Origin of the sequence: Amycolatopsis sp. NPDC050768 (assembly GCF_040654155.1) — a bacterium.
Lineage (GTDB): Bacteria > Actinomycetota > Actinomycetes > Mycobacteriales > Pseudonocardiaceae > Amycolatopsis.
In genome coordinates this window covers 145076-171793 of record NZ_JBFAHL010000017.1, presented here as the reverse complement: position 1 = coordinate 171793, position 26718 = coordinate 145076, and the positions used below count along the sequence as shown (strand labels likewise).

Here is a 26718-nt window from a genome sequence, read left to right as displayed (position 1 = left end):
GCGAAACGTGGATCCGGCGGCATGGAGCCGTCCGGAGGGCCGGGACGGCGGACCGGGCGCGAAGGGCCGGGGTCGCCGGGCAGCGGCAGGTCGCCGGTGTCCGAGCGCGGACGGCGGCGCGGCGGTGCCGGAGGCACGTCGCCCGGCTCGGCGCGGCGACGGCGGCGCGGCCCGGCGGGCGGGCCCGGCGGCGGAGGCGGCATCTCGCCGGCACCCCGCGGGTCGCCGGAAGGCTGCGGCGGATCGCCTCGGCGAGGGTCACCCGAGGGCTGCGGGAAGTCAGGCGGAGGCACGTCGGCGGGATCGCGTCGGCGGCGACGGCCGGTGGCGGGCGGAGAGCCCGGTGGGCCCGGCGGAGGGGCCTGAGGAGGAGGCGGCACCTCGTCCGAGGCCTCGCGACGGCGCCGTCGGCCGCCGCTCGGTGGGGGCGGCGGGGCGTCGTCGTACGGCTCGGGGGCGGCGTGGTGGGAACGCGGCGGCTGCTCATGGGCGCCGGACGGCGGCGGCGTGCGCCGGGCTCGCCGCGGCCCGCCCGGCGGTGGGGTGCCGGGATCGCGCAACCGTCGGCGGCCGCCTTGGTCTTCGGGACCGCGGGGCTCGGTCATGACTCGCCTTTCCGGGCGCGCTGCGCGGCGGCGGCGTCGAGCCAGGCCTGCAGGATCTCGACGGCGGCGGCCTGGTCGACCACCGCCCGCTGCTTGCGTCCCTTGACCCCCCGCTGGGAAAGCATTCGGGACGCCGTGACCGTCGTCAACCGTTCGTCGGCGAGGCGCACCGGCACGTCGCCGACCCGCGTGGCCAGCTTGTCGGCGTACTCCACCGCGATCTGCGCGGCGGGTCCGGTTCGGTTCGCCAGTGTCTTCGGCAAGCCCACGATCACCTCGACCACCTCGTGTTCGGTGACGAGTTCGGCAAGCTTGTCCAGATCGCTGTCGTCCTTCGCATCACGGGAGAGGGTAACGAGCGGGCTCGCGAGGATGGGGGCGGGATCGCTCAGCGCCACCCCCACCCGGACAGACCCGACATCGACCCCGAGCCGCCTGCCGCGGCCCGGATCGGACTCACCGGGTCGATCCGGGCCCCGCCGCGAGCTAGCGGCCAACGCCGGCGACCGCCGCACGCAGCGCCTCGACGGCCTGCTGCGCGCCGGCCGGGTTGCTGCCGCCACCCTGTGCCATGTCGGGCTTGCCGCCGCCGCGGCCACCGATGGCCTCGGCGAACGACGGCACGAGCTTGCCCGCCGCGATGCCCTGGTCGCGCGCCGCGGCCGTAGTCGCGACGACGAACGCCACTTTGTCGCCCGACGGCGCGAACAGCGCCACCACGCCGGGCCGGGCGCCCAGCCGGCCCCGGACGTCGGACGCGAGCGCCCGCAGCCCGTTGCCGTCGACGTCCGGCACGACCTCCGCGACCACCGACACGCCGCCGGCGTCCTGCGCTTTGTCGGCGAGCGCGCCCGCCGAGCCGAGCACCTGCTGCGTGCGCAGCTGCTCGATCTCCTTCTCCGCGTTCTTCAGCCGCGAAAGCACGTCCTCGATGCGCGAGGGCAGCTGGTCGGTGGGCACCTTGAACGTGTTCGCCAGCTGCGACACGAGCAGCTGTTCCTTGCGCACGTGCTTGAGCGCGTCCGGGCCGACCAGCGCCTCGACGCGGTGCACACCAGACCCGATCGATGAGTCGCCCACGAGCTTCACCAGGCCCAGCTGGCCGATGCGGTCCACGTGCGTGCCACCGCACAGCTCGCGCGAGTAGTCGCCCATGTCGACGACGCGCACGTCGTTGCCGTACTTCTCGCCGAAGAGCGCGACCGCGCCCAGCTCGAGCGCCTTGTCCTTGGTGGTGATGTAGCTCTGCACCTCGACGTCGGTCTGCAGGTAGTCGTTCACCTCTTCCTCGACCTCGGTGAGGATGTCGGTCGACACCGAGGCGGGCGTGGTGAAGTCGAACCGCATCCGGCCCGGCGAGTTGAGCGAGCCGGCCTGCGCCGCGCGCTTGCCGTACGCCCCGCGCACGGCCGCGTGCACGAGGTGCGTCGCCGAGTGCGAACGCTCGATCGAGAGGCGACGCGCGCCGTCCACCGAGCCGGTGAGCTCGGTGCCGATGCCGACCTCGCCCTCGGCGACCTCGACACGGTGCACGAACAGACCCGGCACGACCTTCTGCACGTCGAGCACGTTGATCTTCACGCCGTTGCCGAGCAGCACGCCGATGTCGGCGACCTGGCCACCGCTCTCGGCGTAGAACGGCGTGCGGTCGAGCACCAGCTCGGCCTTGTGGCCCGCGGCGACGCTGCGCACCGGCTGCCCGTCTTCGAGCAGGCCGACGACCTTGGCCGAGGCCTGCAGGTCGGTGTAGCCGAGGAATTCGGTCTCGCCGTTGCGCTCCAGCAGCTTGCGGTACTCCGACAGGTCGCCGTGGCCGTGCTTGCGCTGGGCCGCGTCGGCCTTCGCCCGGGTGCGCTGCTCTTCCATGAGCGTGCGGAACCCGTCCTCGTCGACGGTCAGGCCCTGTTCGGCCGCCATCTCGAGGGTGAGGTCGATCGGGAACCCGTAGGTGTCGTGCAGCTGGAACGCCTTGTCGCCCGCGAGGAGGTCGCCGCCGGACTTCTTCGTCTCGGCCGCCGCGAGGTCGAAGATGCGCGAACCGCTGGTGAGGGTGGCGAGAAACGCCTCCTCCTCCACGCGCACGACCTCGGAGATGCGGTCGAAGTCCGTGACGAGGTTCGCGTACGTCGGGCCCATCGTGTCGCGCACGACCTCGGCGAACGCCTGCAGCACCGGCTCCTGCACGCCCAGCAGGCGCGTGGAGCGGACGATGCGGCGCAGCAGCCGGCGCAGCACGTAGCCGCGGCCGTCGTTGCCCGGCGTCACGCCGTCGCCGATCAGCAGCACACCGGTGCGCGCGTGGTCGGCGATCACGCGGAAGCGGACGTCGTCGGTGTGGTTGGCGCCGTAGCGGCGGCCGGAGAACTCTTCGGCGCGGCCGATCACCGGGCGGACGAGGTCGGTCTCGTACACGTTCTCGACGCCTTGCAGGATCGTCGCGACGCGCTCGACACCCATGCCGGTGTCGATGTTCTTCGCCGGCAGGTCACCGAGGATCGGGAAGCTCTTCTTGCCCGCGCCCTCGCCCCGGATGTTCTGCATGAACACCAGGTTCCAGATCTCGATGTAGCGGTCCTCGTCCGCGACGGGCCCGCCCTCGCGGCCGTACTCGGGGCCGCGGTCGTAGTAGATCTCGGAGCTCGGGCCGCACGGGCCGGGGATGCCCATGGACCAGAAGTTGTCCTCCATGCCGCGCCGCTGGATGCGCTCGGATGGCAGGCCGGTGAGCTTGCGCCACAGCCCCGCCGCTTCGGCGTCGTCCTCGAACACGGTCGCCCAGATCCGGTCGGGGTCGAGCCCGTAGCCGCCCTCGGACTGCGGCCCGGTGATCAGCTCCCAGGCCAGCTCGATGGCGCCTTCCTTGAAGTAGTCGCCGAACGAGAAGTTGCCCGCCATCTGGAAGAACGTGTTGTGCCGCGTGGTCTTGCCGACCTCGTCGATGTCGGGCGTGCGCACGCACTTCTGCACGCTGGTCGCGCGCGAGTACGGCGGCGGCGCCTCACCGAGGAAGTACGGCTTGAACTGCACCATGCCGGCGTTCACGAACAGCAGGTTCGGATCGTCGAGGATCAGCGAGGCGCTGGGCACGCGGGTGTGCCCCTTCTCCTCGTAATGGCGCAGGAATCGTTCGGTGATCTCGTGTGTGTCCACGGGTGTGTCCTCGGGCTGGGGTCCGCGCACCGCTCGGCGCGAAGATCGGACCGGGAAAAGGGGGAGGCGGCGACGGCGGAAGGCACTGCTCGCGGACGCGAGAAGATCAGCCTTCCGCCCGGCGAGCTCGCCGGACCGGGCGCGCGGCGGCGTGCCGGCCCGCGCCACCCGGCGGCGCGATGTAGCCGGTCCGTTCCTCGACCATGTCGTGCAGCTCCTGCTCCCGTTCGCTCATCCCGGCGCGCACCTCGGCGCCGAACGAACCGACGGCGCCGGCCAGCTCGCGCACGGCCTCGCCCAGGTTCGATGCTAACCCCGAGGGCGTGGCCTGACGAACCGTCTCGCCGGCCTTGCGGGTGAGCGCGACGCCGGCGAGCACGCCGACGCCGAGCCAGAACAGACGCTTCACTTCTTCCTCCGGCGAGCGGGTCGCTGGGCCTTCGCTTCCTGCTTCTTGCGGCGCGCGCGGATCGCCTTGCTGATCCCGTAGGACAGCGCGGCGGTCTTCACGAGCGGGCCGCCGAGGGTCGCGGTGAACACCGAGGACAGGGCCGAGACGTTGCCCGTGACGGCCTGCGCGTTGGCAGTGATCCCGTCGACGCGCTCGAGCTGGGTGTTCACGTGCGTGATCGTCTCGTTGGCACCCAGCAGGATCGGGTCGGTGTTCTCGTGGGCCTTGCGGATCGCGATCGTCGCCTCGTCCAGCGTCCGGCCGAGCTTGAGCAGCGGGATCGCCAGCAGCAAGACCAGCACCACGAATGCTCCTGCGGCGATCAGCGCGGCGATCTGCCCTGCCGACACGGGCCCTCCTCGGGGTTGCACGGGTCTTCGGTGTCAGTGAGGTTACCGCCTGGCCAGCCGTTCGGCGGTGTCGCCCCGCCGGTCGGTCACTCAGCGCAGCCGAACCGGTTCCGACCTGCGGTTGTGCCCCGTGCGGAACCTCCACCGGGCGAGCCGGCGCAGCGTTCGGGTGGTGGTGATCAGTCGTCCTGTTTGGCGACCGCCCGGTACAGCACCGCCATGTCCTCCTCGCCGTGGCCGGCGTCGACGGCGGCCTGCAGGTGGGCGAGCGTCGCCGCGGCCCCGGCCACGTCGACCGCGTCTCCCGCGGCCTCCACCACGAGCCGCGCGTCCTTGGCGGCCAGCGCGGCGGGGAAGCTCGTCGGGTAGTCGCCCGAGAGCATCAGCGGGCCCTTCATACGCGCGTAGCCGACGTCGAAGCCGGTCCCCTCCATCACGTCGAAGAACAGCTGCGGGTCGACGCCGAGAGCGCGGGCGAGCGCGAGGCTCTCGGCCGTGCCGTTGGTCAGCGCGAGCACCCAGGCGTTCATCACGAGCTTCAGCCGCGTGGCGGTGCCCGGCACGGTGCCCAGCCAGCGCGTGCGCGAGCCGACGGCGTCGAAGATCAGCGCGGCGGTCTCGTGCACGTCGTCCGGCCCGGCGGCCAGGACCTGCAGCTGCGCCTGCTCGGCGGGGACCTTCGTGCCCATCACCGGGCAGTCGACGAACACGACACCCGCCTTCTCGGCGGCCTCGGCCAGCGTGGCGATCCACTCCGTGCCGACCGTGCTCATCTGCAGCCAGACCGTGCCGGCCTTGACTTCCGCGGCGGCGAAGACCTCGGCGACCGTGGGCCCGTCGGACAGCATCGTGACGAGCACGTCGGCATCCGCCGCGGCCTCGGCCGGGGTGTCCGCGACCGTGGCGCCGTCGGCGGCCAGCGGCTCGGCCTTGCCCCGCGTGCGGTTCCACACGCGCAGCGAGACGCCGGCGCGGACGAGGTTGGCGGCCATCGGGTGGCCCATGATTCCGGTGCCCAGGAAGGCGACAGTGGTCATGGCTCCATCGTGCCCGTCGGTACCCCGGCCCGCAGATGGGGTCAGTGCCGTCAGTGGCTCAGCGCGGGCCAGGTCGACGCCCGCCCGGCCACCAGCTCGTCGAAGCCGGGGAACCCGGTGGCGCGCAACGGCTCGGCCGACGCCGTCCCCGAGCCCGACGCCGGGTGGCGCACGCGGACGGTCACGTGGCCGGGGTTCGAGCCGCCGTCGTGCCAGTGGCGGGTGTGCGCCGGGATGCCGAGCAGGTCGCCGGGCTCGCACAGCACGGCGTGGACCTGGCGGCCCGCGTGCAGGTACCAGACGGCGGAGCCGGTCACGAAGAACCGGTCCTCGTCGCGCGGCAGGCTGCGTTCGGCCGCGCCGAAGTCGCCCGTCAGCACGTCGACGGCGTGGTAACCCACGGCCGTGGTGCGCGAGTCGATGCGGTCCTGGAAACGGGCGAGCACCTCGGACTCACTGGCGCCGGGCAGCGGCCCGTCCACCGGCCAGCGTCCGAACTCGACCCCGACGCGGGCCAGCTCGGCCGTGATCGTCCCCGGGTCCTCGGTCCTCAGCAGCACGTGCCCGGGCTGGTCGTCGGGCCACACCGTCAGCAGCGTCATCGCCACCCCCTCCGTCACCGGGAATCAACCGACCTGACGGCCGGACATTCCCGCTCTCGCCGTTATACGGAAGAACGTGGCGACGTTCACGGGAGTTTCACCGAGCGGGATCGAAGGGGGAACCAACACTGCCCTGGCGGGGCAGATGATCACTCCACGTGCGGTGAACTGCGCAAACTCGACTATACATCGCGGGTATACCTGGCATGCATAGTCGCCGGCATGTCGATCAGTCACGCTCTGCTCGGGCTGCTGGAGGCCGGCGCGCGCCACGGCTACGACCTCAAGCGGACCTACGACGAACGGTTCGGCCAGGACCGGCCACTGCGCTACGGGGAGGTCTACTCGACGTTGTCGCGGCTGTTGAAAAACGGGCTCGTCGAAGCCGCGGGTGTCGAGGCCGGTGGCGGGCCGGACCGCAAGCGCTACACGATCACCGACGCGGGGATCACCGACGTCGAGACGTGGCTGCGCACGCCGGAAGAGCCGGTCGCGCACCTGCAGAACATCCTCTACACGAAGGTCGTGCTCGCGCTGCTGTCCGGCCGCGACGCCGCCGACGTGCTCGACGTCCAGCGCGCCGAGCACCTGCGCGTGATGCGCGAGCTGACCCGGCGCAAGCGCGCGGGCGACCTCGTCGACGCGCTGATCGGCGACTACGCCCTGTTCCACCTCGAAGCCGACCTGCGCTGGCTGGAGCTGGCCGCGGCCCGTCTCGACCGGCTCGCCGCCACGCAGACTTCGCACAGATCACCCGAGGGAGGGCAAGCATGAACGCTTCGGCCGAATGCACGGAGGTGCTGCTGCGCGGGACGGTGCTGACCAAGTCGTTGCTCTGGCAGACTGCGGTCCCGCTCGTGCTGGCCGTGGCCGCCGCGATCGGCACCGGCATCGGCCTCGTCGCGCTGGTGACGCGGCTACTGGGCGCGTCGGTGACCGTCGACTGGGCCACCATCACCACGCTCGCCGGCACCGGCGTCGCCCTCGTCTTCCTCGTGACTGCGCTCGCGCTGCCCGCCCTGCGCACCGCGATGCGGCCCGACTCCATCCGGACCGAGTGAGCCCTACTGCCGCTCGTCGCGGATGGTGCGGCGCAGGCGGGGCACGCGCTCGGCCAGGGGGCGTTCGCCGCCGCGCTGGGTGGGTTCGTAGTAGTCGCGGCCGACGAGCTCGTCCGGCGGGTACTGCTGGGCCAGGACGCCTTCCGGGACGTTGTGCGGGTAGCGGTAGCCCTGCGCGTTGCCGAGCTTCTTGGCGCCCGCGTAGTGGCCATCGCGCAGGGGCGGGGGCACAGTGCCGGCCAGACCGGCGCGGACGTCGGCCAGGGCGGCGTCGATGGCGGTGACCACGGCGTTGGACTTCGGCGCCGTGGCGAGGTGGATGGTGGCCTGCGCGAGGGCGAGGCGGCCTTCGGGCATGCCGATGAACTGCACGGCATGGGCGGCCGCCACCGCCGCCTGCAGTGCGGTCGGATCGGCCAGGCCGACGTCCTCGCTCGCGTGGACCACGAGCCGCCGCGCGAGGAAGCGCGGGTCCTCCCCCGCCTCGATCATGCGGGCCAGGTAGTGCAGCGCGGCGTCGACGTCGGAGCCGCGGATGGACTTGATGAACGCGCTGATCACGTCGTAGTGCTGGTCGCCGTCGCGGTCGTAGCGCACGGCCGCCTTGTCCACAGTGGACTCAACGGTGGCGAGGTCGATCGTCTTGGCCTCGGTTGCCGACGCGGCGTCGGCGGCGGCCTCCAGCGCCGTCAGAGCGCGGCGCGCGTCGCCGCCGGCCAGGCGCACGAGGTGGTCGCGCGCCTCGTCGGTCAACCTGAGCGAGCCGCCCAGGCCGCGTTCGTCGGTCAGCGCGCGGTCGAGCAGCTTCACGATGTCCTCGTCGGTCAGCGGCCGCAGCTGAAGCACCAGCGACCGAGACAGCAGCGGTGACACGACGGAGAACGACGGGTTCTCGGTCGTCGCGGCCACCAGCAGCACCGTGCGGTCCTCGACCGCGCCCAGCAACGCGTCCTGCTGCGTCTTGGAGAAGCGGTGCACCTCGTCGATGAACAGCACGGTGTTCTCGGCGTTGTACTGCCGGCGCCGCCGCGCCTCCTCGATGACGCCGCGCACCTCCTTGACGCCCGCCGACAGCGCGGACATCGCGACGAACCGGCGGCCGGTCGCGATCGAGACGAGGTTCGCCAGCGTGGTCTTGCCCGTGCCCGGCGGACCGTAGAGCAGCACGGACGCCGGCGCGGCCCCCTCCACGAGGCGACGCAGCGGCGCGCCCTCGCGCAGCAGGTGCTGCTGCCCGACCACCTCGTCGAGCGTGCGCGGCCGCATCCGCACGGCCAGCGGCGAGCTCGCCGGGTCGGCCTGCGGTTCGGCCGACGAACCAGCGCGCGTCGGTTCCGGCGGCGGCCCCAGGTCGGGGTTCACCGTGAAGAGTTCGTCCTGTGCCACATCGTTGACGTTAACCGACCACCCCGACAACTCCGCTTGCCCGGCCCGCGTACCCGCGCTACCGTTGACTCCGTGACCAGATGAGCAAATCTGGTCACGGAGTCAACGATCAAGGGAGACGAAGGTGCCGGACGAGCCGAACCGCGACCGCGCGGACCGGATCCTCGACGCGGCGGCCGAGCTGCTGGTGCGCTGGGGCTCGCGCAAGGTCACGATCGAGGACATCGCGCGCCGCGCCGGCATCGGCAAGGGCACCGTCTACCTGCACTGGCGCACCAAAGACTCACTGTTCGGCGCGTTGCTGATGCGCGCTTCGGTGCGGCTGCTCGAAGCGTCGGTGGCCGAGCTGCGTGCCGACCCGCACACGGTCGTGCCACACCGCTACTTCCGCTCGACGTTCCTGCTCACGACGCGAGACCCGCTGCTGTCGGCGATGCTCGCGAACGACACGGAGCTGCTCGGCGACTACGCGATCAGCGCGGCCGAGACCCAGCGGGAGGCCGCGGAGGCGGTCGAGCGCACCTTCGAGCTGTTCCTCGGCAGCGGCCTGCTGCGCAGTGACATCCCGGATGTGCGCTTCGCGCTCGGCGCCGCCTCCAGCGGTTTTTACCTTTACGGCAACATCAATCCCGAGTTCGCGGACACGCCGCTCGAGGCCAGGGCCGACGCGCTGGCCCGCGTGATCCGCGCCGCCTTCGAACCGCCGGGCGAACCCGACCCGGGGATGGTCGAGAAGGCGGCCGACGAGCTCCGCACGGTGTTCGAGGCCTACGCCTCGGCCGCCCGCGCGGTGATCTACCCGGGGAAACCCACCACCGGCGCCGGCTGATCCCGGCCAGTAGTTGAAGACAGATTGGGGCTGTCGCACCATGAGCACCGCACTTCCCGAAGCCTGGACCATCCACAAGGAACAGTTCTGGCTGCGGGGCCACCGTCCCGAAAACGCCGTGGAGTTCAAGCCCGAGCTGGGCACGTGGAACGTCTACGGCCACCCGGAGGCCCACGCCATCCTGTCCGACCCGGCCACGTTCTCCTCCGACACCGCGCGGCTGCTGCCCGAGAAGACCCTAGGCGACACCAAGGAGCTCTCGGCCGGCAACCTGCTGCAGCTGGATCCCCCGCTGCACAACAAGATGCGCAAGCTCGTGAGCCGCGCCTTCACACCGAAGGTGGTGGCCGACCTCGAGCCGCGGATCGCCGAGCTGACCCACGAGCTGCTCGACGAGGCCGCCGGGCGCGACCACCTCGAGCTCGTCGCCGATCTTGCCTACCCGCTGCCGGTGATCGTGATCGCCGAGCTGCTCGGCGTGCCGGCGAGCGACCGCCACCTGTTCCGCGAGTGGGTGGACCGGCTGTTCGAGAGCCCAGAGCAGTTCTCGCTCACCGACGACTCCGAGGAACAGCAGAAGCGGCTGCAGGAACAGCTTGCCGTGAGCCGCAAGTTCACCGACTACCTCGGCGAGCACGCGGACGAACGCCGCAGCAACCCGCGCGAAGACCTGCTCACCAAGCTCGTCGAGGCGGAGGTCGACGGAGAACGGCTGACGCGTTCGGAGATCGTGAACTTCGCCCAGGTGCTGCTGCTGGCCGGGCACATCACCACAACGATGCTGCTGGGCAACACCGTGCTGTGCCTCGACGCGTTCCCCGAGTGGGACGAGCGCGTGCGGGCGGACCGTTCGCTGCTGGCGCCGGTGATCGAGGAGTCGCTGCGCTACCTGTCGCCGTTCGGGGCCGTGGCGCGCGTGACCAACCGCGAGGTGGAAGTCGGCGGCACCACGATCCCGGCCGACCAGATGCTCATGATCTGGGTGGCCGCGGCCAACCGCGACCCGCGCGTGTTCGCCGAGCCGGACTCGTTCGACCCGACGCGCGAGGACATCGCCCACGCGCACCTGGCGTTCGGGCGCGGCATCCACTTCTGCATCGGCGCGCCGCTCGCGCGGCTCGAAGGCCGCACGGCGCTGAACATCCTGCTCGACCGCTACCCCTCGCTGCGCACGATTCCCGGTGAGCCGCCGGCGTTCCAGCCCAACCCGGCGATGACGGGCGTGACGAAGCTGCCGCTGAGCGTTTGACGATCTGCGCGTCTGGACCGTTGCGCCGCCGGCGAACACCGCTCGCCGGCGGCGTCCCGGCGGGCAGACTGAGGTGATGGTCTCCTCGATCGCCGTGCTTTCGGACATCCACGGGGTGCTGCCCGCGCTCGACGCCGTGCTCGCGGAGCCGGACGTCGCGGCGGCCGACGTGGTCGTGCTGTGCGGCGATCACGCCGCTGGTCCCCTGCCGCGGCAGACGCTCGACCGGCTCGGGGCGCTCGGCGAACGTGCGGTGTGGGTGCGCGGCAACGCCGACCGCGAACTCGTGTCACTGGCCGGCGGTGGCACCACGCAGATCCCCGACCCGATCGCGCCGTGGGCCGCAGCTCAGCTGCGCCCGGACCAGGTCGAGCTGCTCGCCGCGCTGCCGCTGACCGTCACGCTCAACGTCGACGGGCTCGGCGAGGTGCTGTTCTGCCACGCGACCCCACGCGACGACGAGGAAGTCGCCCTCGTCGACAGCCCGCTGTCCCGCTGGGCGGAGGTGCTCGGCGGCGTCACAGCGGAAACCGTGGTGTGCGGCCACACGCACATGCCGTTCGTGCGGCTCGCGGACCGCACGCGGATCGTCAACCCCGGCAGTGTCGGAATGCCGTACGGCACAACGGGTGCGCACTGGGCCCTGCTCGGCCCCGGCGTGCAGCTGCGCCGAACCCCTTACGACACCGCGAAAGCGTGCGAAGTGCTGGCTGGCTCGGGGTACGCCGACATCGAAGAATGGGCGGACTACTTCGTGAGCAACCCGGTGTCGGACGCGGAAGCGTTGCGCGTGTTCAGTCCACGCGCTCGCGGAACGACCGCCACATGATCGCCACCGCGTAGGGCAGGAACTCGCGCCCGCGGCGCCATAGCCACGGCACGCCCCGCGCGACGAGCCACACGACGTGGCTCGCGGTGCTCGGCTGGACGCCGCCCGAGCAGGTCAGGCTCACGGGTTCCGGCACCGCGAACCCGGCTTCGGCCAGCAGTGCGGTGTAGCCGAGCGCCAGCATCCGGTGGCCCAGCTCCGACGGGTGCAGCCGGTCGACACTCCACGACGGCAGGTCGTAGGCGCCGGGCATCGCGTCGAGGTCCAGGCACGGCACGCATTCGGCGGCCACGACCGCGTCGATGACCTCGTTGAGCTCCGCGACGCGGGCGCTGAGCGCGCGCTTGATCGACGGCGGGAGGCGGAACACCTTGCCGTGGTCGTGGAAGCGCACCGGCACCAGCAGCGTGCCATGGGCGGCGAGCGTGCGGATGAGCTCGGTGAGGTCGGCGGCGATCTGCTCGGCGTCGAAATCGGGCCGCAGCGTGTCGTTCATGCCGACCACGAGCAGCGCGACCTCGGGCCGGAACTCCAGCACCGCCGGCAGCTGCTGGGTCAGCACGTCCTTCATCCGCGCGCCTTCGAACGACGGGTTGAGGTACCCGTCCTCGTCCACCCCGAGCGCGGCGGCGACCAGCGGCCCCACCCCGCGCCAGCCGCCTCGGTTCGGCAGCGGATCGCCCAGACCCACGGCGGTGGAGTCCCCCAGCATGGCCAGCCGGCGCGCGCGGCGCGGCTCGTCGGCCGGCGCGGCGTCGGTGGTCTGCCGCTGCGGCGCGGGATCGGCGGGTTCGGGGAAGCGGGTGACTTCGACGCTGATCACGGTCACGCAGAAGACCATCCGGCACCGAAACTCACCTGCGGTGATGACCAGGTAACGCGGCATGGACGGGGGCTGAAACTCTTGGCATGTCCTGTCCGCCCGGCGGGGTCGGGATTGCCGGTTCCCGTGTTCACCCGCGCGAAACGGGATCTTTCGGGTAAATCGGGCCATCCCCCACCGCCGCGGGAGTCGCCGATCGCATGGTCAGGCGCCTCGGTGAGCCGATCCGGGTAGTTCGACCCAGCCCCGTGTGCCGCCGGTGATGGTGGTGGCGGGCTAGCGGAAAGCGGGGTAGAACGCGAGGTCCGCGTGCGGTCCCAGCCGCGCGCCGAGCGCCGCCGCCACGCGCTGTGCATGCTCGGCGATGTCGGTGAGGCGTGCGTAACCCGCGTGCTTCGCCAGCTCGCGCCACCACGTGACGAGCGCCGCCTCGCGGCTCACGGGCGTGGCGTGGCGGCTGAGGTCGAGCTTGGGCAGCGTCTCGCGCGTGATGAGCCAGACCATGAGCAGCTCGCTGATCGTGAGCTGCGCGGCGAGCTCCTCGTCGTCGGCGAACGAGGGCCACACGGACACGACCTCGGCGCGCCAGGCCGCGATCATCGCCTCGCTCATGCCTGCGGGCAGGGCCAGCGCGTCTTCGCAGGAGGCGAACGGCAGGCGCAGGTACGCGGCGTCGACCAGGGCCGTGCGCACACGGCCGCGTTCGAAGTCGAGGAACCGCACGCCGGAGCCGGTCACGAGGTTGTTGTCGGGGCTCAGGTCCACGGGGCTGAACGCGCGGAACGACGCCGAGCGCGCCTGCGCGACCGCCTGGGCGACGCGGTCGTGGACCGGCTCGGCGACCACCACGTCGAGCAGGTCCGCCAGCATCGGCGGCACCTCCGCGGTGAAGTCGGCGAGACCCGCGTCCTGGTTGCGCACCGGGCCGCCGAGGCGGCGCAGCAGCGCGTTGAAGTCGGCTTCGCGGCTGGCGGTGCTCGCGTGCAGGCGCCCGAGCGAGCGGGCCCACGACAGCAGCGCGCGCTCGGCCGCGCGGGAATCACGCGAGGCGAGCTTGTCCTGCAACGTCGGCGCACGGCCGAGGTCCTCGATCACGAGCACGCGGTGACGACCGTCGTGGGCGAGCAGCTCGGGGCACATGCGCTCGTCGGGCGCCAACGCCGTGAAGAGCTGGTAGCTCACGGCTTCCTGCGCGAACGGGTCGGCCTCGCCGGGCTCGGGCGGGTCGGGGTAGTACTTGATGACCAGCGTGCGCGGCAGCGCGAACGACGACGACACGACCCGGGCCCGCACGACCGTGGCCGGTCCGCTGCCCTCGAGTCCTTCCGGTGACACCAGGGTGATCGCGCTACCGAAGCGGCGCGAGAGCACCGCTTCGCCCGCCGCGACCGCCGCGGCAACAGCGAGCTGCCCGGCTCCTGCCCCGACGCCCGCGTCGCCGGCGGAGGAGGTGTCGACTGTCATTGGCACCGACCCTACTCGTGACTGAGCAACCATGACCACAGTGATCCGGGCGAGAACACGCGAACCGACGCGTAGTTCATCACCCGCGTGAAAGCGGACGTAACAGGGCGCCGGAACGTTGCTTGCGCCGTCGAAGTATCAGCACAATAGCCGCAGCGAGCACGATCCCGAGCAGGTTCACGAACAGCTGCAGCAGCGAATATCCCGCGCGGTCCCAGCGTCCGGCGACCGCCGCGACCATCACGTAGCCGGCGGCCGGCACGGTGGTCACGGAGATGAACACCCCGACCAGCGCGGCGGACTTCGCCGACGTCATCGCGAGCATCCCGGCGGCGCCGGCGAGCAGCGCGACCACGAACGACGCCGCGCCGACCTGGTAGACGAAGTCGACGTTGTAGTTGTCGACGATGCTCGTCGGGTCGAAGAACCCGGACACGCTCCCCAGCAGCACCGCCACGCCCGTGATCACCATCGCCACCGGGAACCCCACCGCCAGCGCGATCGCCGCCCGGCGGACGAGGTCCCAGCGCCGCAGGACCAGGCCCACGGCGACGGCGGCCAGCGGGCCGAACTCGGGGCCGACCACCATGGCGCCGACGACCGTGATCGGCGAGTCGGTGATCACGCCCGTGGCGGCGAGCAGGCAGGCGATCGTCAGGAACGCCTGGAACGTGACGCTCCACCGCGACTCCTCGCCCGTGCGGCCGAGCAGCTCCTGCCACACCATCGCGTCGGCACCCTCGCCGGGCGCGGCTTCCTCGGCGGCGTCGGCCGCGTCGGATACCGCGGTGTCGAGGTTCTCGAGCGTGATCCCGCCCGTGCGGTCGAGGTGCAGCGCGCACAACGCGTCGACGATGTCGCCCGCGGCTTCACGGGCGACGTCGGCCTCCACGAGGTCGCCCTCGGGCACGAGGGCGACCCCGTGGTGCACCACGAGGTGTGCGGTCCCGGAGTGTGCTCGCAGGTACGCGAGCACCTCGGGGGTCCGATCCGGCGGGCACAAGGCCCTGAGGTGGAGCATCAGCCCTGGGGCTGTGCCGGTTTCGCGCTCTGGGGCTCGGCGGCCTGGGACTTGGCCTCGGCGTTCTGGGGCTTGGCGTTCTCGGACTTCGCGCCCTGGGGCTTGGCGTCGATGCCGGCTTCCTTGCGCTGCTGTGCCGTGATGGGCGCGGGCGCGGCCGTGAGCGGGTCGTAGCCGCCGCCGGTCTTGGGGAAGGCGATGACGTCGCGCAGCGAGTCGGCCTTCGCCAGCAGCATCACGATGCGGTCCCAGCCGAACGCGATGCCGCCGTGGGGCGGCGGGCCGAAGGCGAAGGCGTCGAGCAGGAAGCCGAACTTCTCCTGCGCTTCCTCCTCGCCGAGGCCCATCAGCGCGAACACGCGCCTCTGCACGTCGCCGCGGTGGATACGGATCGAGCCGCCGCCGATCTCGTTGCCGTTGCAGACGATGTCGTAGGCGTAGGCCAGGGCGGCGCCCGGGTCCTGCTCGAACTTGTCGACCCACTCCGGCGTGGGCGAGGTGAAGGCGTGGTGCACGGCGGTCCACTTGCCCGAGCCGACGGCCACGTCGTCGCCGATGTCCTCGACCGGCGCGAACAGCGGCGCGTCGACGACCCACACGAACGACCAGGCGTCCTCGTCGATGAGGCCGAGGCGCTTGCCGATCTCGTCGCGCGCGGCGCCGAGCAGCCCCTGGGTCGTGGCGGTCTTGCCGGCGGCGAAGAAGATGCAGTCGCCGGCCTTCGCGCCGGCGGCCTTGGCCACGTTCTCGCGCTCGGTCTCCGACAGGTTCTTCGCGACCGGGCCGCCGAGCGTCCCGTCTTCGTTCACGAGGATGTACGCGAGGCCGCGCGCGCCGCGCTGCTTGGCCCACTCCTGCCACGCGTCGAGCTGGCGGCGCGGCTGGTCGGCACCGCCGGCCATCACGACCGCGCCGACGTAGGGTGCCTGGAACACGCGGAACGGAGTGTCGGCGAAGAACTCCGTCATGTCGGTGATCTCGAGGTCGAAGCGCAGGTCCGGCTTGTCGGAGCCGTACTTGGCCATGGCCTCGTGGTAGGTGATGCGCGGGATCGGGCGCGGGATCTCGTGGCCGATCAGCTTCCACAGCGCGGACACGATGTCCTCGCCGAGCTTGATCACGTCGTCCTGGTCGACGAAGCTCATCTCGATGTCGAGCTGCGTGAACTCCGGCTGGCGGTCGGCGCGGAAGTCTTCGTCGCGGTAGCAGCGCGCGATCTGGTAGTAGCGCTCGAGGCCACCGACCATGAGCAGCTGCTTGAACAGCTGCGGCGACTGCGGCAGCGCGTACCAGGAACCGGGCTTGAGGCGCGCCGGCACGAGGAAGTCGCGGGCACCCTCGGGGGTGGAGCGGGTCATCGTCGGCGTCTCGACCTCGACGAAGTCCTGCTCGTCGAGCACGGCGCGCGCGGCACGGCTGACCTGGCTGCGCAGGCGCATCGCGGCCGCCGGGCCGCTGCGGCGCAGGTCGAGGTAGCGGTACTTCAGGCGCACCTCTTCGCCGACGTCCACGCGGTCGTCGATCGGGAACGGCAGCGGCGCGGCCTCGGACAGCACCACGAGCTCGGTCACGAGGACCTCGATCTCGCCCGTGGGGATCTCGGCGTTCGCGTTGCCCTCGGGCCGCTTCGACACCTCGCCGACGATCTTCACGCAGAACTCCGACCGCAGCGCGTGCGCGCGCTCGGCCATCTCGCCCTCGCGGAAGACCACCTGGGCGACCCCGCTGGCGTCGCGGAGGTCGATGAAGATGACTCCGCCGTGATCGCGCCGCCGCGCCACCCAGCCGGTGAGGGTGACGGTCTGACCGGCCTGCTCGGCACGCAGGGTGCCGGCTTGATGAGTGCGGAGCACTGCGACTGCTCTCCTTAGCCCACGGGTTCACGGGTTCGTCGACGGGTTTTCGCCGAACACAGAGGCTAACGAATGGTGGGGAGAGCGCGGCGACCAGGTTTGACTCTCAGTTTGAGTCGCCGTGAGCCGGGATGGCGGAGAGCCGGTTGTGGGCATCGGCCGGGGGAAGACACACCCCGCCCTCCCCGGGGGGCGTCCCTTGTCCAGTCTATCCGGCACCCCCGACAAAAACGGCGAGAACGCCGCTGGGCCACCGAGCTGTCCACATCTCGGGGCAGGTGTGGACAACTCCGCCGGCGGTCATGCGCGGAGCGCGCCGACCGCCGGGAGAGCAGGCCCGAGCGCGAGAGGGGGACGGTGACCCGGCCGTTCGGGGGGCGGCGCGGCCGGGTCACCGCTGCTGACCGCGCCGGTCGGGGAAGGCCGGGTGGCGCGCTCAGAGCAGGCGGAGCTGTTCGGCGGGTGGTGGGGCTTCCACCCGGGGCTCCGGGACTTCCGGTTCGGCGGCTGTGCGGGGGTTGTAGCCCGTTTTGGGGGCCAGGCCGTGGCGGCGCAGCAGCGGGCCGACGCGTTCGCCGAGTTGCTGGCGGTAGGCGCGGTCGACGTAGCTGCCGCGCGCGTAGAGGCGTTTGTAGCGTGGCACCAGCGCGGGGTGGTTGCGGCCGAGCCACGACGCGAACCACTCGCGCGCGCCGGGGCGCAGGTGGAGGGGGATGACGCTGACGCTGTCGGCGCCCGCGTCGGCGAGTTCGGTGAACAGCGCGTCGAGGGCCTCGACCGAGTCGGTGAGGTACGGCAGCACCGGCGCGACGAGCACGGAACACGGCAGGCCGGCCGCGCGCGCCTTGCGCACGAGGTCGAGCCGCGCCTGCGGGCTCGGGGTGCCGGGTTCGAGACGGCGCTGCAGCTCGCGGTCGAGCAACGCGATGGACACCGCGAGGCTGACCGGGACGTCCTTGGCGACCGACTCCAGCAGCGGCAGGTCTCGGGTGAGGACCGTGCCCTTCGACAGGATCGACAGCGGCGTGCCCGAATCGGCCAGGGCGCGGATGATGCCGGGCATGAGCTGGTAGCGGCCTTCGGCGCGCTGGTACGGGTCGGTGTTGGTGCCCATGGCCACGTGCTCGCGCTGCCAGCTGGGGCGTTTCAGTTGCGCGGCAAGGACTTCCGGGGCGTTGACCTTCACCACGACCTGGGTGTCGAAGTCGTGGCCCGCGTCGAAGTCGAGGTAGGTGTGGGTGTTGCGGGCGAAACAGTTGTGGGACACCATGCCGTCGGCCACGAAATCGCCGGTGCCGGTGGTGATGTCGAACAGCGGCAGCTCCAGGCCGAGCGACTCGACGGACGTGACGACGCGCCGCACGGACCCGATCGTCGTGCCGTCGAGAGAGCGCTTCCACGCGACGGCCGGATCGGTCAGATGCAGGAACCGCAACACTTCCCCGGCACCGCCGGTCAGCCGCGCCTGGCGCCGGCCGGCGTACTCGCGGTGGCCGACCGTCTCGTGCTCGAACGAGAACCGGTCCAGCGCGGCGAACATCGCGTCGACCACGTCGGTCTCGTCGTGCGCGATCGACAGCACCCCGCGCCGGTACGCGCCCGCCAGGTCGAACAGCCCGGCGAGGAACCCGCGCGCCCAGTGCGCGTCGGGCTTCGCCGGCAGGCTCATGAAACCCACGGACGAACCGAAATCGGGCAGGTACCGCACCGCCCGCGCCGCCGCGTCCTTCTCCGTCGCGAAGCCGCCGGAGCGCAACATCCCGCACAGGTAGCCGGCTCGGTAGCCGAGCGTGTCGTCGGGTGTGCGCACGAACTTGCCGCCGCCGACGAGCTCCGTGCCCTCGACCAGGTGCGGCCGCTGCGCCGCGCCCAGCTTGCTGCCCGTGACGTACTTCCAGCCGCGCGCGCTGAGGAACCGATGGTCGGGCCCGGTGACGAGCGCGGTGCCGTCGTCGAGCGTCACGCGGTACGCCTCGCGCACCGTCGTCCAGTGCGCCAGCACCTCCGTGGGCACCAGCCGCCGCGCGACGCCGTGGCCGCGCGTGCCGAGGATCCGCTCCCCCACCTGGAGGTCGGCGATCGGCTTCGCGCGCCCGTCGGCCATCAGCACGGGTGTGCCGCCTTCAAGGCAATACGTGCACGCGTGGGAACACCCGCGGTACGGGTTCACGGTCCACCGGAACGGCACCTGCGACCCGTCGGGCACCCGGTTCAGCACGGACTTGGCGTGCACCTCGTGAAAGGTGACGCCGTCGAACTCCGGTGACCGCACGGACCGCACCAGCCCGTCCAGACCAGGCAGGATCGGCTCGCCCTCCCCTGCACGTTGTCGTTCCCATCGCACCCGTCCAGTCGAACACATGTTCTATTGTGTGTCAAACAGGTGTTCGAACGCTCACGCCGGCCAAGCCCGGCCGCGCCAGGAGGGCACACAGCGTGAACGGCCGTTACACGCAAGCGGCGATCTCGGCAGACTGAGACCCGAGTGCCACCAAGATCATTAACGTGAGTTTCATGATCAAAGAGACGTTCTCCGCTGTGGCGCTACTCTTTTCGCTGAGCCCCGCGCCGGCAACCGTTCCACCGCCGCGCCCGCTCCACACTGTGAGCTGCAAACGGGCAATACCTACCTGAGAACCTCCGGGGCGAAGAAGGTCGTCGGGTTCAAGCCGAAGTTCACCTGACCTGAACCCATGGACACGATCTCGCTGACCGGGCAGATGTTCGCCATCGCCGACGGAAGCCCGACCGCTCGCGGCGATGGGCCGACTTCCACCAATGTCGGCCAAGTGTCAGTCGAAAACAGGCGAATCGGTTTCAGCTGGTCTGACACCACAACGACCACGTCGTTCGGACGGGCGACGGTGAGCGCGGTATGGCACGGCATCCCCCAGGCCGCCACGGTCGACAGCCCACAGGCGACGCTTTCCTGCGGAGCCTAGGATCATCCGATGAAGGTATCCGAGGGCTACCACGGCTCGGGGAACGTCGTGACTGTCGAGTCGCCGGTCTACTTGATCGAGTTTTGGACAAGGGTTGCCGAGCCCGACAGCGGTGAACAATGGAGTCTGGCCGAGTACGAGCTGACGAACTGCGAGGCCACCGAACCCCTCGAGTGGGCGGGCCACCACAAACCAGTCGACAGCAAAGCAGTTGTCTATGCCTGCCAACGACAGCCGGCCGGCTCGCCGAGCTCGGACGTGCACATCCTTCTCGTCGGCACGGATCCGAGCAGCAACCCGTCGCGCAAGGCTTCACTGAGCTGGTCACCTCGGCGGTGAGCGCCGCCGGGAGAAAACCCGGCGGCGCCCGCAAACCCCCCCCAAGACCTCAGATCGGGAACCGATCCAGCGCCCGGATCTTGTTCGTCGCGTCCAGGGCCGCGACCTTGTACGCCTCCGAGAGCGTCGGGTAGTTGAACACCGCGTCCACCAGGTAGTCGACGGTGCCGCCACAGCCCATGACGGCCTGGCCGATGTGGACGAGATCCGTGGCGCCCGTGCCGAAGACGTGGACGCCCAGCAGTTTGCGGTCCACTGTGGACACCAGGAGTTTCAGCATGCCGTAGCTGTCGCCGGTGATCTGGCCGCGCGCGAGCTCGCGGTAGCGGGAGATGCCGACCTCGTACGGCACCGAGGACGACGTCAGCTGGGCCTCGGTGGCGCCGACGTAGGAAATCTCCGGAATCGTGTAGATGCCGATGGGCTGCAGGGCGCCGAGGCCGTTCGCGGGTTCGCCGAACGCGTGGTACGCGGCGAGCCGGCCCTGGTCCATCGAGGTGGCGGCGAGTGCGGGGAAGCCGATGACGTCGCCGACGGCGTAGATGTGCTCCACCTCGGTGCGGTAGTGCTCGTCGACCGACAGGCGCCCGCGCTGGTCGGCCAGCAGGCCGGCGTTCTCCAGGGCGAGCTCGTGGGTCATGCCCTGGCGGCCGGCGGAGTACATCACGCCGTCGGCCGGGATGCGCTTGCCGCTGACGAGCGTGGTCACGGTCGTCTCGTCCGAGACCGCGACGTTCGCCACCTTCTCCCCGAACCGGAACGTGACGCCGAGGTCGCGGAGCTGGAACTTCAGCGACTCCACGATCTCCGGGTCGCAGAAGTCGAGCATCTGGTCGCGCTGCTCGACCACCGTCACGCGCGAGCCGAGCGCGGCGAACATCGACGCGTACTCGATCCCGATCACCCCCGCCCCCACCACCACGAGCGACGACGGGATCGCCTCGAGCCGCAGGATCTCGTCGGAGTCGAGCACGCGCGCGGCATCGAAGTCGACGTTCGCGGGGCGCGCGGGCCGGGTGCCCGTGGCGATCACGATGTTGTCGCCCGACACCGTGCGCCGGTCGCCGACGTGCTTGCCCTCGACGAGCACTGTGTGCGGATCGGCGAACGACCCCGTGCCCGGCACGAGGTCGATGTGGTTGCGCAGCAGCTGGGCCCGGACCACCTGGACCTCGCGCCCCACCACGTGCTGGGTGCGCGCCATGAGGTCGGCGATGGTGATGTCCTGCTTCACGCGATAGCTCGCGCCGTAGAGCTCGCGCTGGTTCATCCCCGTCAGGTAGAGGACCGCCTCGCGCAGTGTCTTGGACGGAATGGTGCCGGTGTTGACGCACACCCCGCCCACCATGTCGTGGCGATCGACGACCGCCACCTTCTTCCCCAGCTTCGCGGCCGCGATGGCGGCCTTCTGCCCACCCGGGCCCGAGCCGATGACGATCAGGTCGTAGTCGTGTTCGCTCACCGTGTGAGCCTGCGCACTCACTCCCCGCGCCGCAAGCCCTGGCCCGCGCCCGCCACGCCGCATTAACGCTGTGTTCGCGCGCGGCCGACCCGAACGGCCCAAGATCCGGTGGCGAAAACAGCGGTGCCCCAGCATCGTCGGGAAGCTGGGGCACCACTGTCGATGGCGTCTAGCGGACGGACGCGTTCTGGGTCAGCTTCGCCAGGAACCCTCGCCAGCCTGCCGCCGAGAGTTCGAAGTGTCCCCCGTCGGGATCCTTGGAGTCCCGGACAGCCACCTCATCCAGCGGACCAGCCACAGGGAACCCGACCTCTACGCATTCCTGCTGCGGGTTCCCCGAGAACGACGACTTCCGCCAGTGGAAGTCACTTGTCATCTCTTTTCTCCACCTCCTCGATCAACTCGCGGATCAGCCTGACCGAATCGTCAGGACTCATCGCCTCACGGCGGAGCTGTTCCGCCGCCTCCTTGTACCCGCGGACGTACTGGTCCGCAGTCAATGTGGAACTGCTCGCGTACTGCTCCAGGTAAACCACATCGGCGCCGGGTTCGGCACCCTCGATCAACACGAACCCACCATCGCGAAGCGGGGTGTACAGCGCGGCCATGGGAACGATCTGGATCGTGATCTGAGGCAGCTGCGCGACTTCGACCAGGAACCGCAGCTGCTCGGTCCACGCCGCATCGTCGCTCTCCGGGTAGCGCAGCGCATACTCGCCGATGACGAAAGTGGCTTCGACCTTCGAGGCGAGCACCTTCTCCCGCCGCCCCATGCGAAAGTCGGCGCCGGACTTGATGTCCTCCTCCGCAGCACCCGTTGCGCGCATCAAGGTTTCAGCGTAGGTCCGAGCCTGAAGCAACCCGGGAATCCGCTGCGCCTGGGCAGTGAAGATCTGAGATGCCGCCGCTTCGTATTCACTCAGCACGGCGAGCTGCCGGTTGACCCCGGTGACCCAGTTGGGGTCGGCGGCTTCCAGCCGAATCTGCAGCAGGGCCTCGAGAGCCTCGCCTTCGATGCCGAGGTGCACGCAGATCGCGCCAGTCTCGGCTTCCGAGGGGATGAGCAATCCCTGGAAGTAGCGCGAGACATGCGAGCCGTTGCGCCGGATCAGGGTCCCGAGGTGCCTGGTCGAATACCCCTTCGCCTGGGCGGCATTGCGCAGGATCGAACCGAACTCGCGCGATCGCGGGGTGGGCATGTTGCTGGCCATGCAGCAGATAGTAGCGGCTGAGAGTAGTCGGTTATTCACCCGATCGCGGCCTGCGCGAGGGTTGCGCAACCGATGCATGCATCGCATTCTAGGTTTGCTGCATGCAACGATGGCCTGCAGCTGATCAGCCGGGGAGGGCTTCATGTACGTGTGGCAGCAAGCAGCGGGACAACGGCACGCCAGGCAGGCCGTGCATCGCGGGGTGCTGGACCTCGGCGCGACGTTCAAGACGCTGTGCGGCTACCGGCTGGAGGTCGGCGAGGCGGATGTGCACACGCCGGACAAGCCGTGGCTCGATCCGACGTGCGCGGGGTGCGACTACAAGATCCGAAAAGCCCTGGGGATCCCGCTGGCGTCGCGCGACAACGCGGAGCCGTTGGTGCTGGAGGACTACGAGGACCGTCAGCGGCCGAAGGTGAAGTGCTGAGCCGTGGCTGCTCACGCCCAGACCCCTGCCGCCACGTCGGGTGGCGGCAGGGCCCCCACGTCCGGGGACAGTCCTGCACATCGGCCGGGGCTTCCGGCCGGTGAGCGTCGAGCGTTGCAGGAGCTGGTCGACGCGGCCGACGCGGTCACGTGGGGGCTGTCGCTGAAGATGTCCGGAATCGTGTGGCGGCTCAGGGAAACCACGGTGCCGACGGTCCTGGAGCTCGAACTCGTGCTGGAGCGAGCGCAGAGGCTCCAGGACGCGCTGGAGAAGTGCCGGGTGTTCGTCCACGAGCGGGTCAGTGAACCTGAGCGACCCGCCTGACGGATCCCGCACGAGGACCCGCCGGGGCCTTCTCGAAAGACCGTTCTCAATACCGGTCGAGGTCCCGTTCACAACGCAGCCGAAGCGTCGTACTCCCCTGCGCGGCAGCCAGCTCCACCGCCGTCTTCAGGCGGATCCGGCCCTGCTCGCGCCCGTCGTAGGCGGAGCGCAGCCGCAACACCTCGGGGAGCCACCAGAGGTCGTCACGGGCTTGGCCGACGACGAGGGCCGCGTCGAGGGCGGCGCGGGCCGGGCCGGGGCGGTCGTGGCGGGCCAGCAGGTCGGCTTGCAGTGCGAGCCAGTAGGGCATGCGGGCGAGCGAGCCCTCGGCCTTGAGGTTGGCGACGCCGCGGCGGATGTCGGCGAGGCCGTCGGCGTCGCCGCGCACCCAGCCGCCCAGGACGAGGCCCCATTCGCGGTAGTAGGCGAAGCCGTAGCGGTCGCAGAGCTCGCGCAGCTCGGCCGAGCGTTCCTTCACTTCGTCGAGGTCGCCGCGCATCTGGTGGGTGATGCCGGCGTACGCGAGGGCCACGGCGAGGCTGTACGGGTGCGTCTTCGTGCGCGCCAGGCTCACGGCTTCACGGCTGCTGCGGAGCGCTTCGTCCTCGTGCCCCAGCAGCCAATGCGCGTGCGCGGCCCAGGCCGGGCTGTGCACCTCGGGCCGCGTGCCGATGGGCAGCGACGGCGCGCCGCGCGTGAGGCGGGCGGCGAGGTCGAAGTGGCGCAGCGCCTCCCCTGGCCGGCCGAGGCTCACCGACGAGCCGGCGAACGCGAAGTGCGCGGAGCCGTTGAGCTCGTCTTTGGTGCGGTCGTCGTCGACGAGTTCGAGCGCGCGTTTCGCGGCCTCGTGCGCGCGGGCGGTGCGGCCTTGCACGAACCGCGACGTCCACAGCCCGACCAAGGCGACGAGCGTGGAATCCTGCTGCCCCAGGCGTTCCGCGAGCACAATCGAGCGTTCGAGGGCCCGCTGGAGGTCGGGGGACGCGTAGCCGAGCCGGGCGTTGAGGGGTCCGGAAAGGGCTTCGAGCACCGCCAGCTCACGACGGTCGGTCTCGGGGCCGGCGGGGGCGCCGGCGAGCAGCGACAGGGCTTCGCGCAGCAGCCGGATCGCCTCGCCGTGGGCGAAGGTGCCGGCCGCGAGCTCGGCGGCCCGGCGGTAGAACTCGACCGCACGATCGGGGCGGCCGCCGCGGGCGTACTGCTCGGCCAGCTGCGCGGAGACCGAACTGGTGTCGCCGGGGTGCAGCAGTTCGAGGCTCTGGGCGAGCCGGCGGTGCAGCAACCAACGCCGCGCGCGGGTCACCTGCCGGTAGGCGGCGTCGCGGAGCAGGTCGTGGGAGAAGTCGTAGCCGTCGCGGAAGTCGCGCAGGATCCGCAGCCGCCACAACTCGTCGACGGCGCGCACCACGGCTTCGGCGTCGAGGTCGCTGGCCTCGGTGAGCAGGTCGAGCGTGAAATCGCGGCCGACGGCGGCGGCCAGGCCCGCGATCTCGCGGGCGTCGGGGGTCGGCTGTCGCAGGCGTTCGGTGAGCACGGCGTCGAGGTCGCCGGGCGGGCCGCCGGAGCGCAACGCCTCCACCACGGACAGCGGGAAGCCGCCGGTCGCGACGTGCAGAAGGGTGAGCTCGTCGCCCGTGGGCAGGAGGCCGGAGACGGATTCGGCCAGGCGCGCGGTGTCGTCGACGTCGAGCGGGCTCAGATCCACTTCGGACAGCCGGCCGGTGGCGCGCAGGCGTTCGGTCCAGCCGGCCAGGGTGCCGTCGCCGTGATCGGACCGCTGCGTCGCGGCGAGCAGCAGCGGCGCGCGCGGTTCGAGACCGAGGCAGAAGAGCAGGAACGCCAGGGTTTCCTGATCGCACCACTGCGCGTTGTCGAGCACGAGCAACGTCGGCCGGCCGGCGCCGGTGAGGGCGCGGGCGAGGCCTTCGAAGAAGCGGTGCCGCTGCCACGCGTCGGCCACTGCGCGCACTGTGCGCACAACGGGGGCCGGTCCGCTGTCCTTGCCGGCCGGGACGAGCCGGTCCACTTCGGCGCGCCACACCGGCGCGAGCGTCGCCAAAGACGGCTGGAGCACGGGGTTGCGCAGCCAGTCCGCCACCGGTGCCAGCGCGAGGCGGCCCGACGTCCCGAAGCACTGCGTCCCTGCCACCACCGCGCCTTGGCTGCGCGCGAGCCGGGCCAGCTCGACCACGAGCCGCGTCTTGCCGACGCCGGCGTCACCCCGCACGAGCGCCACCGACGGCTGTCCGCGCGCGGCTTGCTGCCACCGTTCCCGCAGCTGCGTGAACTCGCGGGTGCGGCCGACGAGCAGGGATTCGCGGCTGGGCACGGCATCGGCCAGGAGCCGCCGCAAGGCCGCCTGCGTGGCGCGGTCGGGCACCACGCCCAGCTCTCGTTCGAGCACCGACGCGCACTGGTGGTAGGTGCTCACGGCCCCGGCGCGGTCGCCGAGGTCGGCCTGCAGCTCCATGAGCGTGCGGTAGCCCAGCTCCTCGAACGGCCGCAGGCGGATGCGGCGGCGGGCCGTCTCGGCGGCGCCCTCGAGGTCACCCAGGCGGCGCTGGGCGTCGCCGAGCAGGTCGCACAGCGCCACGCACTGTTGTTCCAGCTCGTTGCGGGGTTCGAAGAGCCACTCGTCGTCGAGGCCGGGCATCAGCTCGCCGCGGTACTCGGCCAGCGCGGCGCCCGCGTGGGCGCGGACTTCCTCGTCTTCGCCGGCGGCCAGGGCAGCTCGGCGTTCGGCGTCGAACACGCGCACGTCGACGCGGCAGCGGGGAGTGTCCTGCCAGGACAGATCCGTCGCGGTCGCGAGCAGCACCGAGTCCTCGCCGAGGACGTGGCGCAGGTGGTGCAGCTCGCGGCGCAGGTTCGTGCGGGCCTGCGCATCGGAGGAATCGGGCCAGAACAGCGACGCGATCCGCTGCCTCGGCTGCGGCAGCCCCGCGTGGGTCACCAGGTAGCCGACGAGCGCGATCGCCCGCGGCGATCGGGTCACCGCCGGCCCGGTCGCACCGTGGGTGACCGACTGCTCGCCCAGCAGCGACACGTAGAGCATCCCGGGGTGCCTCCTGCCCAGGCACGGTAGTCGGGCGCACGCCGACGGTGGGCACACCGGATGACTCCCGCGCCAGGTCGGCTCGTCAGCCTGCGGTGCGCGCCGTTGAGAAGTCCTTGCAGACCGCCAAAAAGATCGGCAGTCGTTCCCCGTCACCGGCAAAAAACTCGTCGCCCCGAACGCCGCGAACGGGCCCCTCGGCGAACCCGAACGCTGCGCGAACGCCCCGTGCCTAACTTCGGTGGGGC

At 71.1% G+C, this 26718-nt stretch carries 25 protein-coding genes; 9 read left to right on the top strand and 16 right to left on the bottom strand.

The window, feature by feature from the left end; genetic code table 11:
* Window positions 1–601: 601 nt before the first annotated feature.
* The 6 genes from ruvX to AB0H62_RS38290 all read right to left on the bottom strand — a co-directional run bounded on the left by ruvX (window position 602) and on the right by AB0H62_RS38290 (window position 6195).
* Window positions 602–1102: a Holliday junction resolvase RuvX gene (ruvX, locus tag AB0H62_RS38315; RefSeq protein WP_220238439.1), complete on the bottom strand. Its 501-nt coding sequence runs from the start codon at window positions 1100–1102 to the stop codon at window positions 602–604.
* Complete coding sequence (gene alaS / locus AB0H62_RS38310; RefSeq protein ID WP_220238438.1) at window positions 1092–3755, bottom strand: alanine--tRNA ligase; 2664 nt, start codon at window positions 3753–3755, stop codon at window positions 1092–1094. Before alaS ends, ruvX begins: the two co-directional genes overlap by 11 nt.
* A gap of 106 nt (window positions 3756–3861) precedes the next feature.
* Window positions 3862–4164: a hypothetical protein gene (locus tag AB0H62_RS38305; RefSeq protein WP_220238437.1), complete on the bottom strand. Its 303-nt coding sequence runs from the start codon at window positions 4162–4164 to the stop codon at window positions 3862–3864.
* Entirely contained in the window at window positions 4161–4556 is a 396-nt protein-coding gene (locus AB0H62_RS38300) for a DUF948 domain-containing protein (protein ID WP_220238436.1), read from the bottom strand. Before AB0H62_RS38300 ends, AB0H62_RS38305 begins: the two co-directional genes overlap by 4 nt.
* 179 nt (window positions 4557–4735) lie before the next feature.
* Window positions 4736–5593 carry an NAD(P)-dependent oxidoreductase gene (locus AB0H62_RS38295; RefSeq protein ID WP_360591565.1) on the bottom strand — a complete coding sequence of 286 codons (858 nt, stop codon included), beginning with the start codon at window positions 5591–5593 and terminating at the stop codon, window positions 4736–4738.
* Between the two features lie 50 nt (window positions 5594–5643).
* Window positions 5644–6195: a cupin gene (locus AB0H62_RS38290; RefSeq protein WP_220238434.1), complete on the bottom strand. Its 552-nt coding sequence runs from the start codon at window positions 6193–6195 to the stop codon at window positions 5644–5646.
* A 222-nt stretch (window positions 6196–6417) separates the two neighbouring features.
* Between AB0H62_RS38290 and AB0H62_RS38285 the strand changes: the two genes are divergently transcribed.
* Window positions 6418–6969 carry a PadR family transcriptional regulator gene (locus AB0H62_RS38285; protein ID WP_360591563.1) on the top strand — a complete coding sequence of 184 codons (552 nt, stop codon included), beginning with the start codon at window positions 6418–6420 and terminating at the stop codon, window positions 6967–6969.
* A complete protein-coding gene (locus AB0H62_RS38280) occupies window positions 6966–7256 on the top strand; it encodes a hypothetical protein (protein ID WP_360591561.1) in 291 nt (96 codons plus the stop codon). The genes AB0H62_RS38285 and AB0H62_RS38280 overlap by 4 nt, the downstream gene beginning before the upstream one ends.
* Window positions 7257–7259: 3 nt before the next feature.
* Here AB0H62_RS38280 and AB0H62_RS38275 read toward each other — a convergent pair whose 3' ends face one another.
* Complete coding sequence (locus AB0H62_RS38275; protein ID WP_220238431.1) at window positions 7260–8642, bottom strand: replication-associated recombination protein A; 1383 nt, start codon at window positions 8640–8642, stop codon at window positions 7260–7262.
* A 124-nt stretch (window positions 8643–8766) separates the two neighbouring features.
* On the opposite strand from AB0H62_RS38275, the gene AB0H62_RS38270 reads away from it, so the two are divergent.
* The 3 genes from AB0H62_RS38270 (at window position 8767) to AB0H62_RS38260 (ending at window position 11549) form a co-directional block, all read left to right on the top strand.
* A complete protein-coding gene (locus tag AB0H62_RS38270; protein WP_360591559.1) occupies window positions 8767–9471 on the top strand; it encodes a TetR/AcrR family transcriptional regulator in 705 nt (234 codons plus the stop codon).
* Window positions 9472–9511: 40 nt separating this feature from the next.
* Window positions 9512–10720, top strand: a complete 1209-nt coding sequence (locus tag AB0H62_RS38265) for a cytochrome P450 (RefSeq protein WP_220238429.1) — start codon at window positions 9512–9514, stop codon at window positions 10718–10720.
* A gap of 76 nt (window positions 10721–10796) precedes the next feature.
* Window positions 10797–11549 carry a metallophosphoesterase family protein gene (locus tag AB0H62_RS38260; RefSeq protein WP_360591556.1) on the top strand — a complete coding sequence of 251 codons (753 nt, stop codon included), beginning with the start codon at window positions 10797–10799 and terminating at the stop codon, window positions 11547–11549.
* On the opposite strand, the gene AB0H62_RS38255 is transcribed toward AB0H62_RS38260, so the two are convergent.
* From AB0H62_RS38255 to AB0H62_RS38235, 5 genes are all read right to left on the bottom strand, one after another.
* Window positions 11515–12390 carry an SGNH/GDSL hydrolase family protein gene (locus AB0H62_RS38255; protein ID WP_220247516.1) on the bottom strand — a complete coding sequence of 292 codons (876 nt, stop codon included), beginning with the start codon at window positions 12388–12390 and terminating at the stop codon, window positions 11515–11517. The genes AB0H62_RS38260 and AB0H62_RS38255 overlap by 35 nt on opposite strands.
* 258 nt (window positions 12391–12648) lie before the next feature.
* Window positions 12649–13836 carry a phosphotransferase gene (locus AB0H62_RS38250; protein WP_220238427.1) on the bottom strand — a complete coding sequence of 396 codons (1188 nt, stop codon included), beginning with the start codon at window positions 13834–13836 and terminating at the stop codon, window positions 12649–12651.
* A 79-nt stretch (window positions 13837–13915) separates the two neighbouring features.
* On the bottom strand, window positions 13916–14857 hold the full coding sequence (locus AB0H62_RS38245) for a DUF389 domain-containing protein (protein ID WP_220238426.1): 942 nt from the start codon (window positions 14855–14857) through the stop codon (window positions 13916–13918).
* Window positions 14857–16710: an aspartate--tRNA ligase gene (gene aspS, locus AB0H62_RS38240; RefSeq protein ID WP_255637707.1), complete on the bottom strand. Its 1854-nt coding sequence runs from the start codon at window positions 16708–16710 to the stop codon at window positions 14857–14859. The genes AB0H62_RS38245 and aspS overlap by 1 nt, the downstream gene beginning before the upstream one ends.
* A gap of 436 nt (window positions 16711–17146) precedes the next feature.
* Entirely contained in the window at window positions 17147–19072 is a 1926-nt protein-coding gene (locus tag AB0H62_RS38235; RefSeq protein WP_255637705.1) for an intein-containing Rv2578c family radical SAM protein, read from the bottom strand.
* Window positions 19073–19403: 331 nt separating this feature from the next.
* Between AB0H62_RS38235 and AB0H62_RS38230 the strand changes: the two genes are divergently transcribed.
* Together AB0H62_RS38230 and AB0H62_RS38225 are read left to right on the top strand one after the other, a co-directional pair.
* The gene (locus AB0H62_RS38230; RefSeq protein WP_360591553.1) at window positions 19404–19652 is read left to right on the top strand and encodes a hypothetical protein; all 249 of its coding nucleotides are present in this window, start codon (window positions 19404–19406) and stop codon (window positions 19650–19652) included.
* Between the two features lie 9 nt (window positions 19653–19661).
* Complete coding sequence (locus AB0H62_RS38225; RefSeq protein WP_360591551.1) at window positions 19662–19991, top strand: hypothetical protein; 330 nt, start codon at window positions 19662–19664, stop codon at window positions 19989–19991.
* 49 nt (window positions 19992–20040) lie between these two features.
* Here the strand turns inward: AB0H62_RS38225 and sthA are convergent, their stop codons facing one another.
* From sthA to AB0H62_RS38210, 3 genes are all read right to left on the bottom strand, one after another.
* Entirely contained in the window at window positions 20041–21453 is a 1413-nt protein-coding gene (sthA, locus tag AB0H62_RS38220) for a Si-specific NAD(P)(+) transhydrogenase (protein WP_220238422.1), read from the bottom strand.
* Between the two features lie 169 nt (window positions 21454–21622).
* Complete coding sequence (locus AB0H62_RS38215; protein WP_360591549.1) at window positions 21623–21829, bottom strand: DUF397 domain-containing protein; 207 nt, start codon at window positions 21827–21829, stop codon at window positions 21623–21625.
* Window positions 21819–22664: a DUF5753 domain-containing protein gene (locus AB0H62_RS38210; protein ID WP_360591547.1), complete on the bottom strand. Its 846-nt coding sequence runs from the start codon at window positions 22662–22664 to the stop codon at window positions 21819–21821. The genes AB0H62_RS38215 and AB0H62_RS38210 overlap by 11 nt, the downstream gene beginning before the upstream one ends.
* A gap of 142 nt (window positions 22665–22806) precedes the next feature.
* Between AB0H62_RS38210 and AB0H62_RS38205 the strand changes: the two genes are divergently transcribed.
* Entirely contained in the window at window positions 22807–23091 is a 285-nt protein-coding gene (locus AB0H62_RS38205) for a zinc finger protein (RefSeq protein ID WP_360591545.1), read from the top strand.
* A gap of 114 nt (window positions 23092–23205) precedes the next feature.
* On the top strand, window positions 23206–23415 hold the full coding sequence (locus tag AB0H62_RS38200) for a hypothetical protein (RefSeq protein WP_220238418.1): 210 nt from the start codon (window positions 23206–23208) through the stop codon (window positions 23413–23415).
* Window positions 23416–23461: 46 nt separating this feature from the next.
* Here AB0H62_RS38200 and AB0H62_RS38195 read toward each other — a convergent pair whose 3' ends face one another.
* Window positions 23462–26470: a BREX system ATP-binding domain-containing protein gene (locus AB0H62_RS38195; protein ID WP_360591543.1), complete on the bottom strand. Its 3009-nt coding sequence runs from the start codon at window positions 26468–26470 to the stop codon at window positions 23462–23464.
* Window positions 26471–26718: the final 248 nt, after the last annotated feature.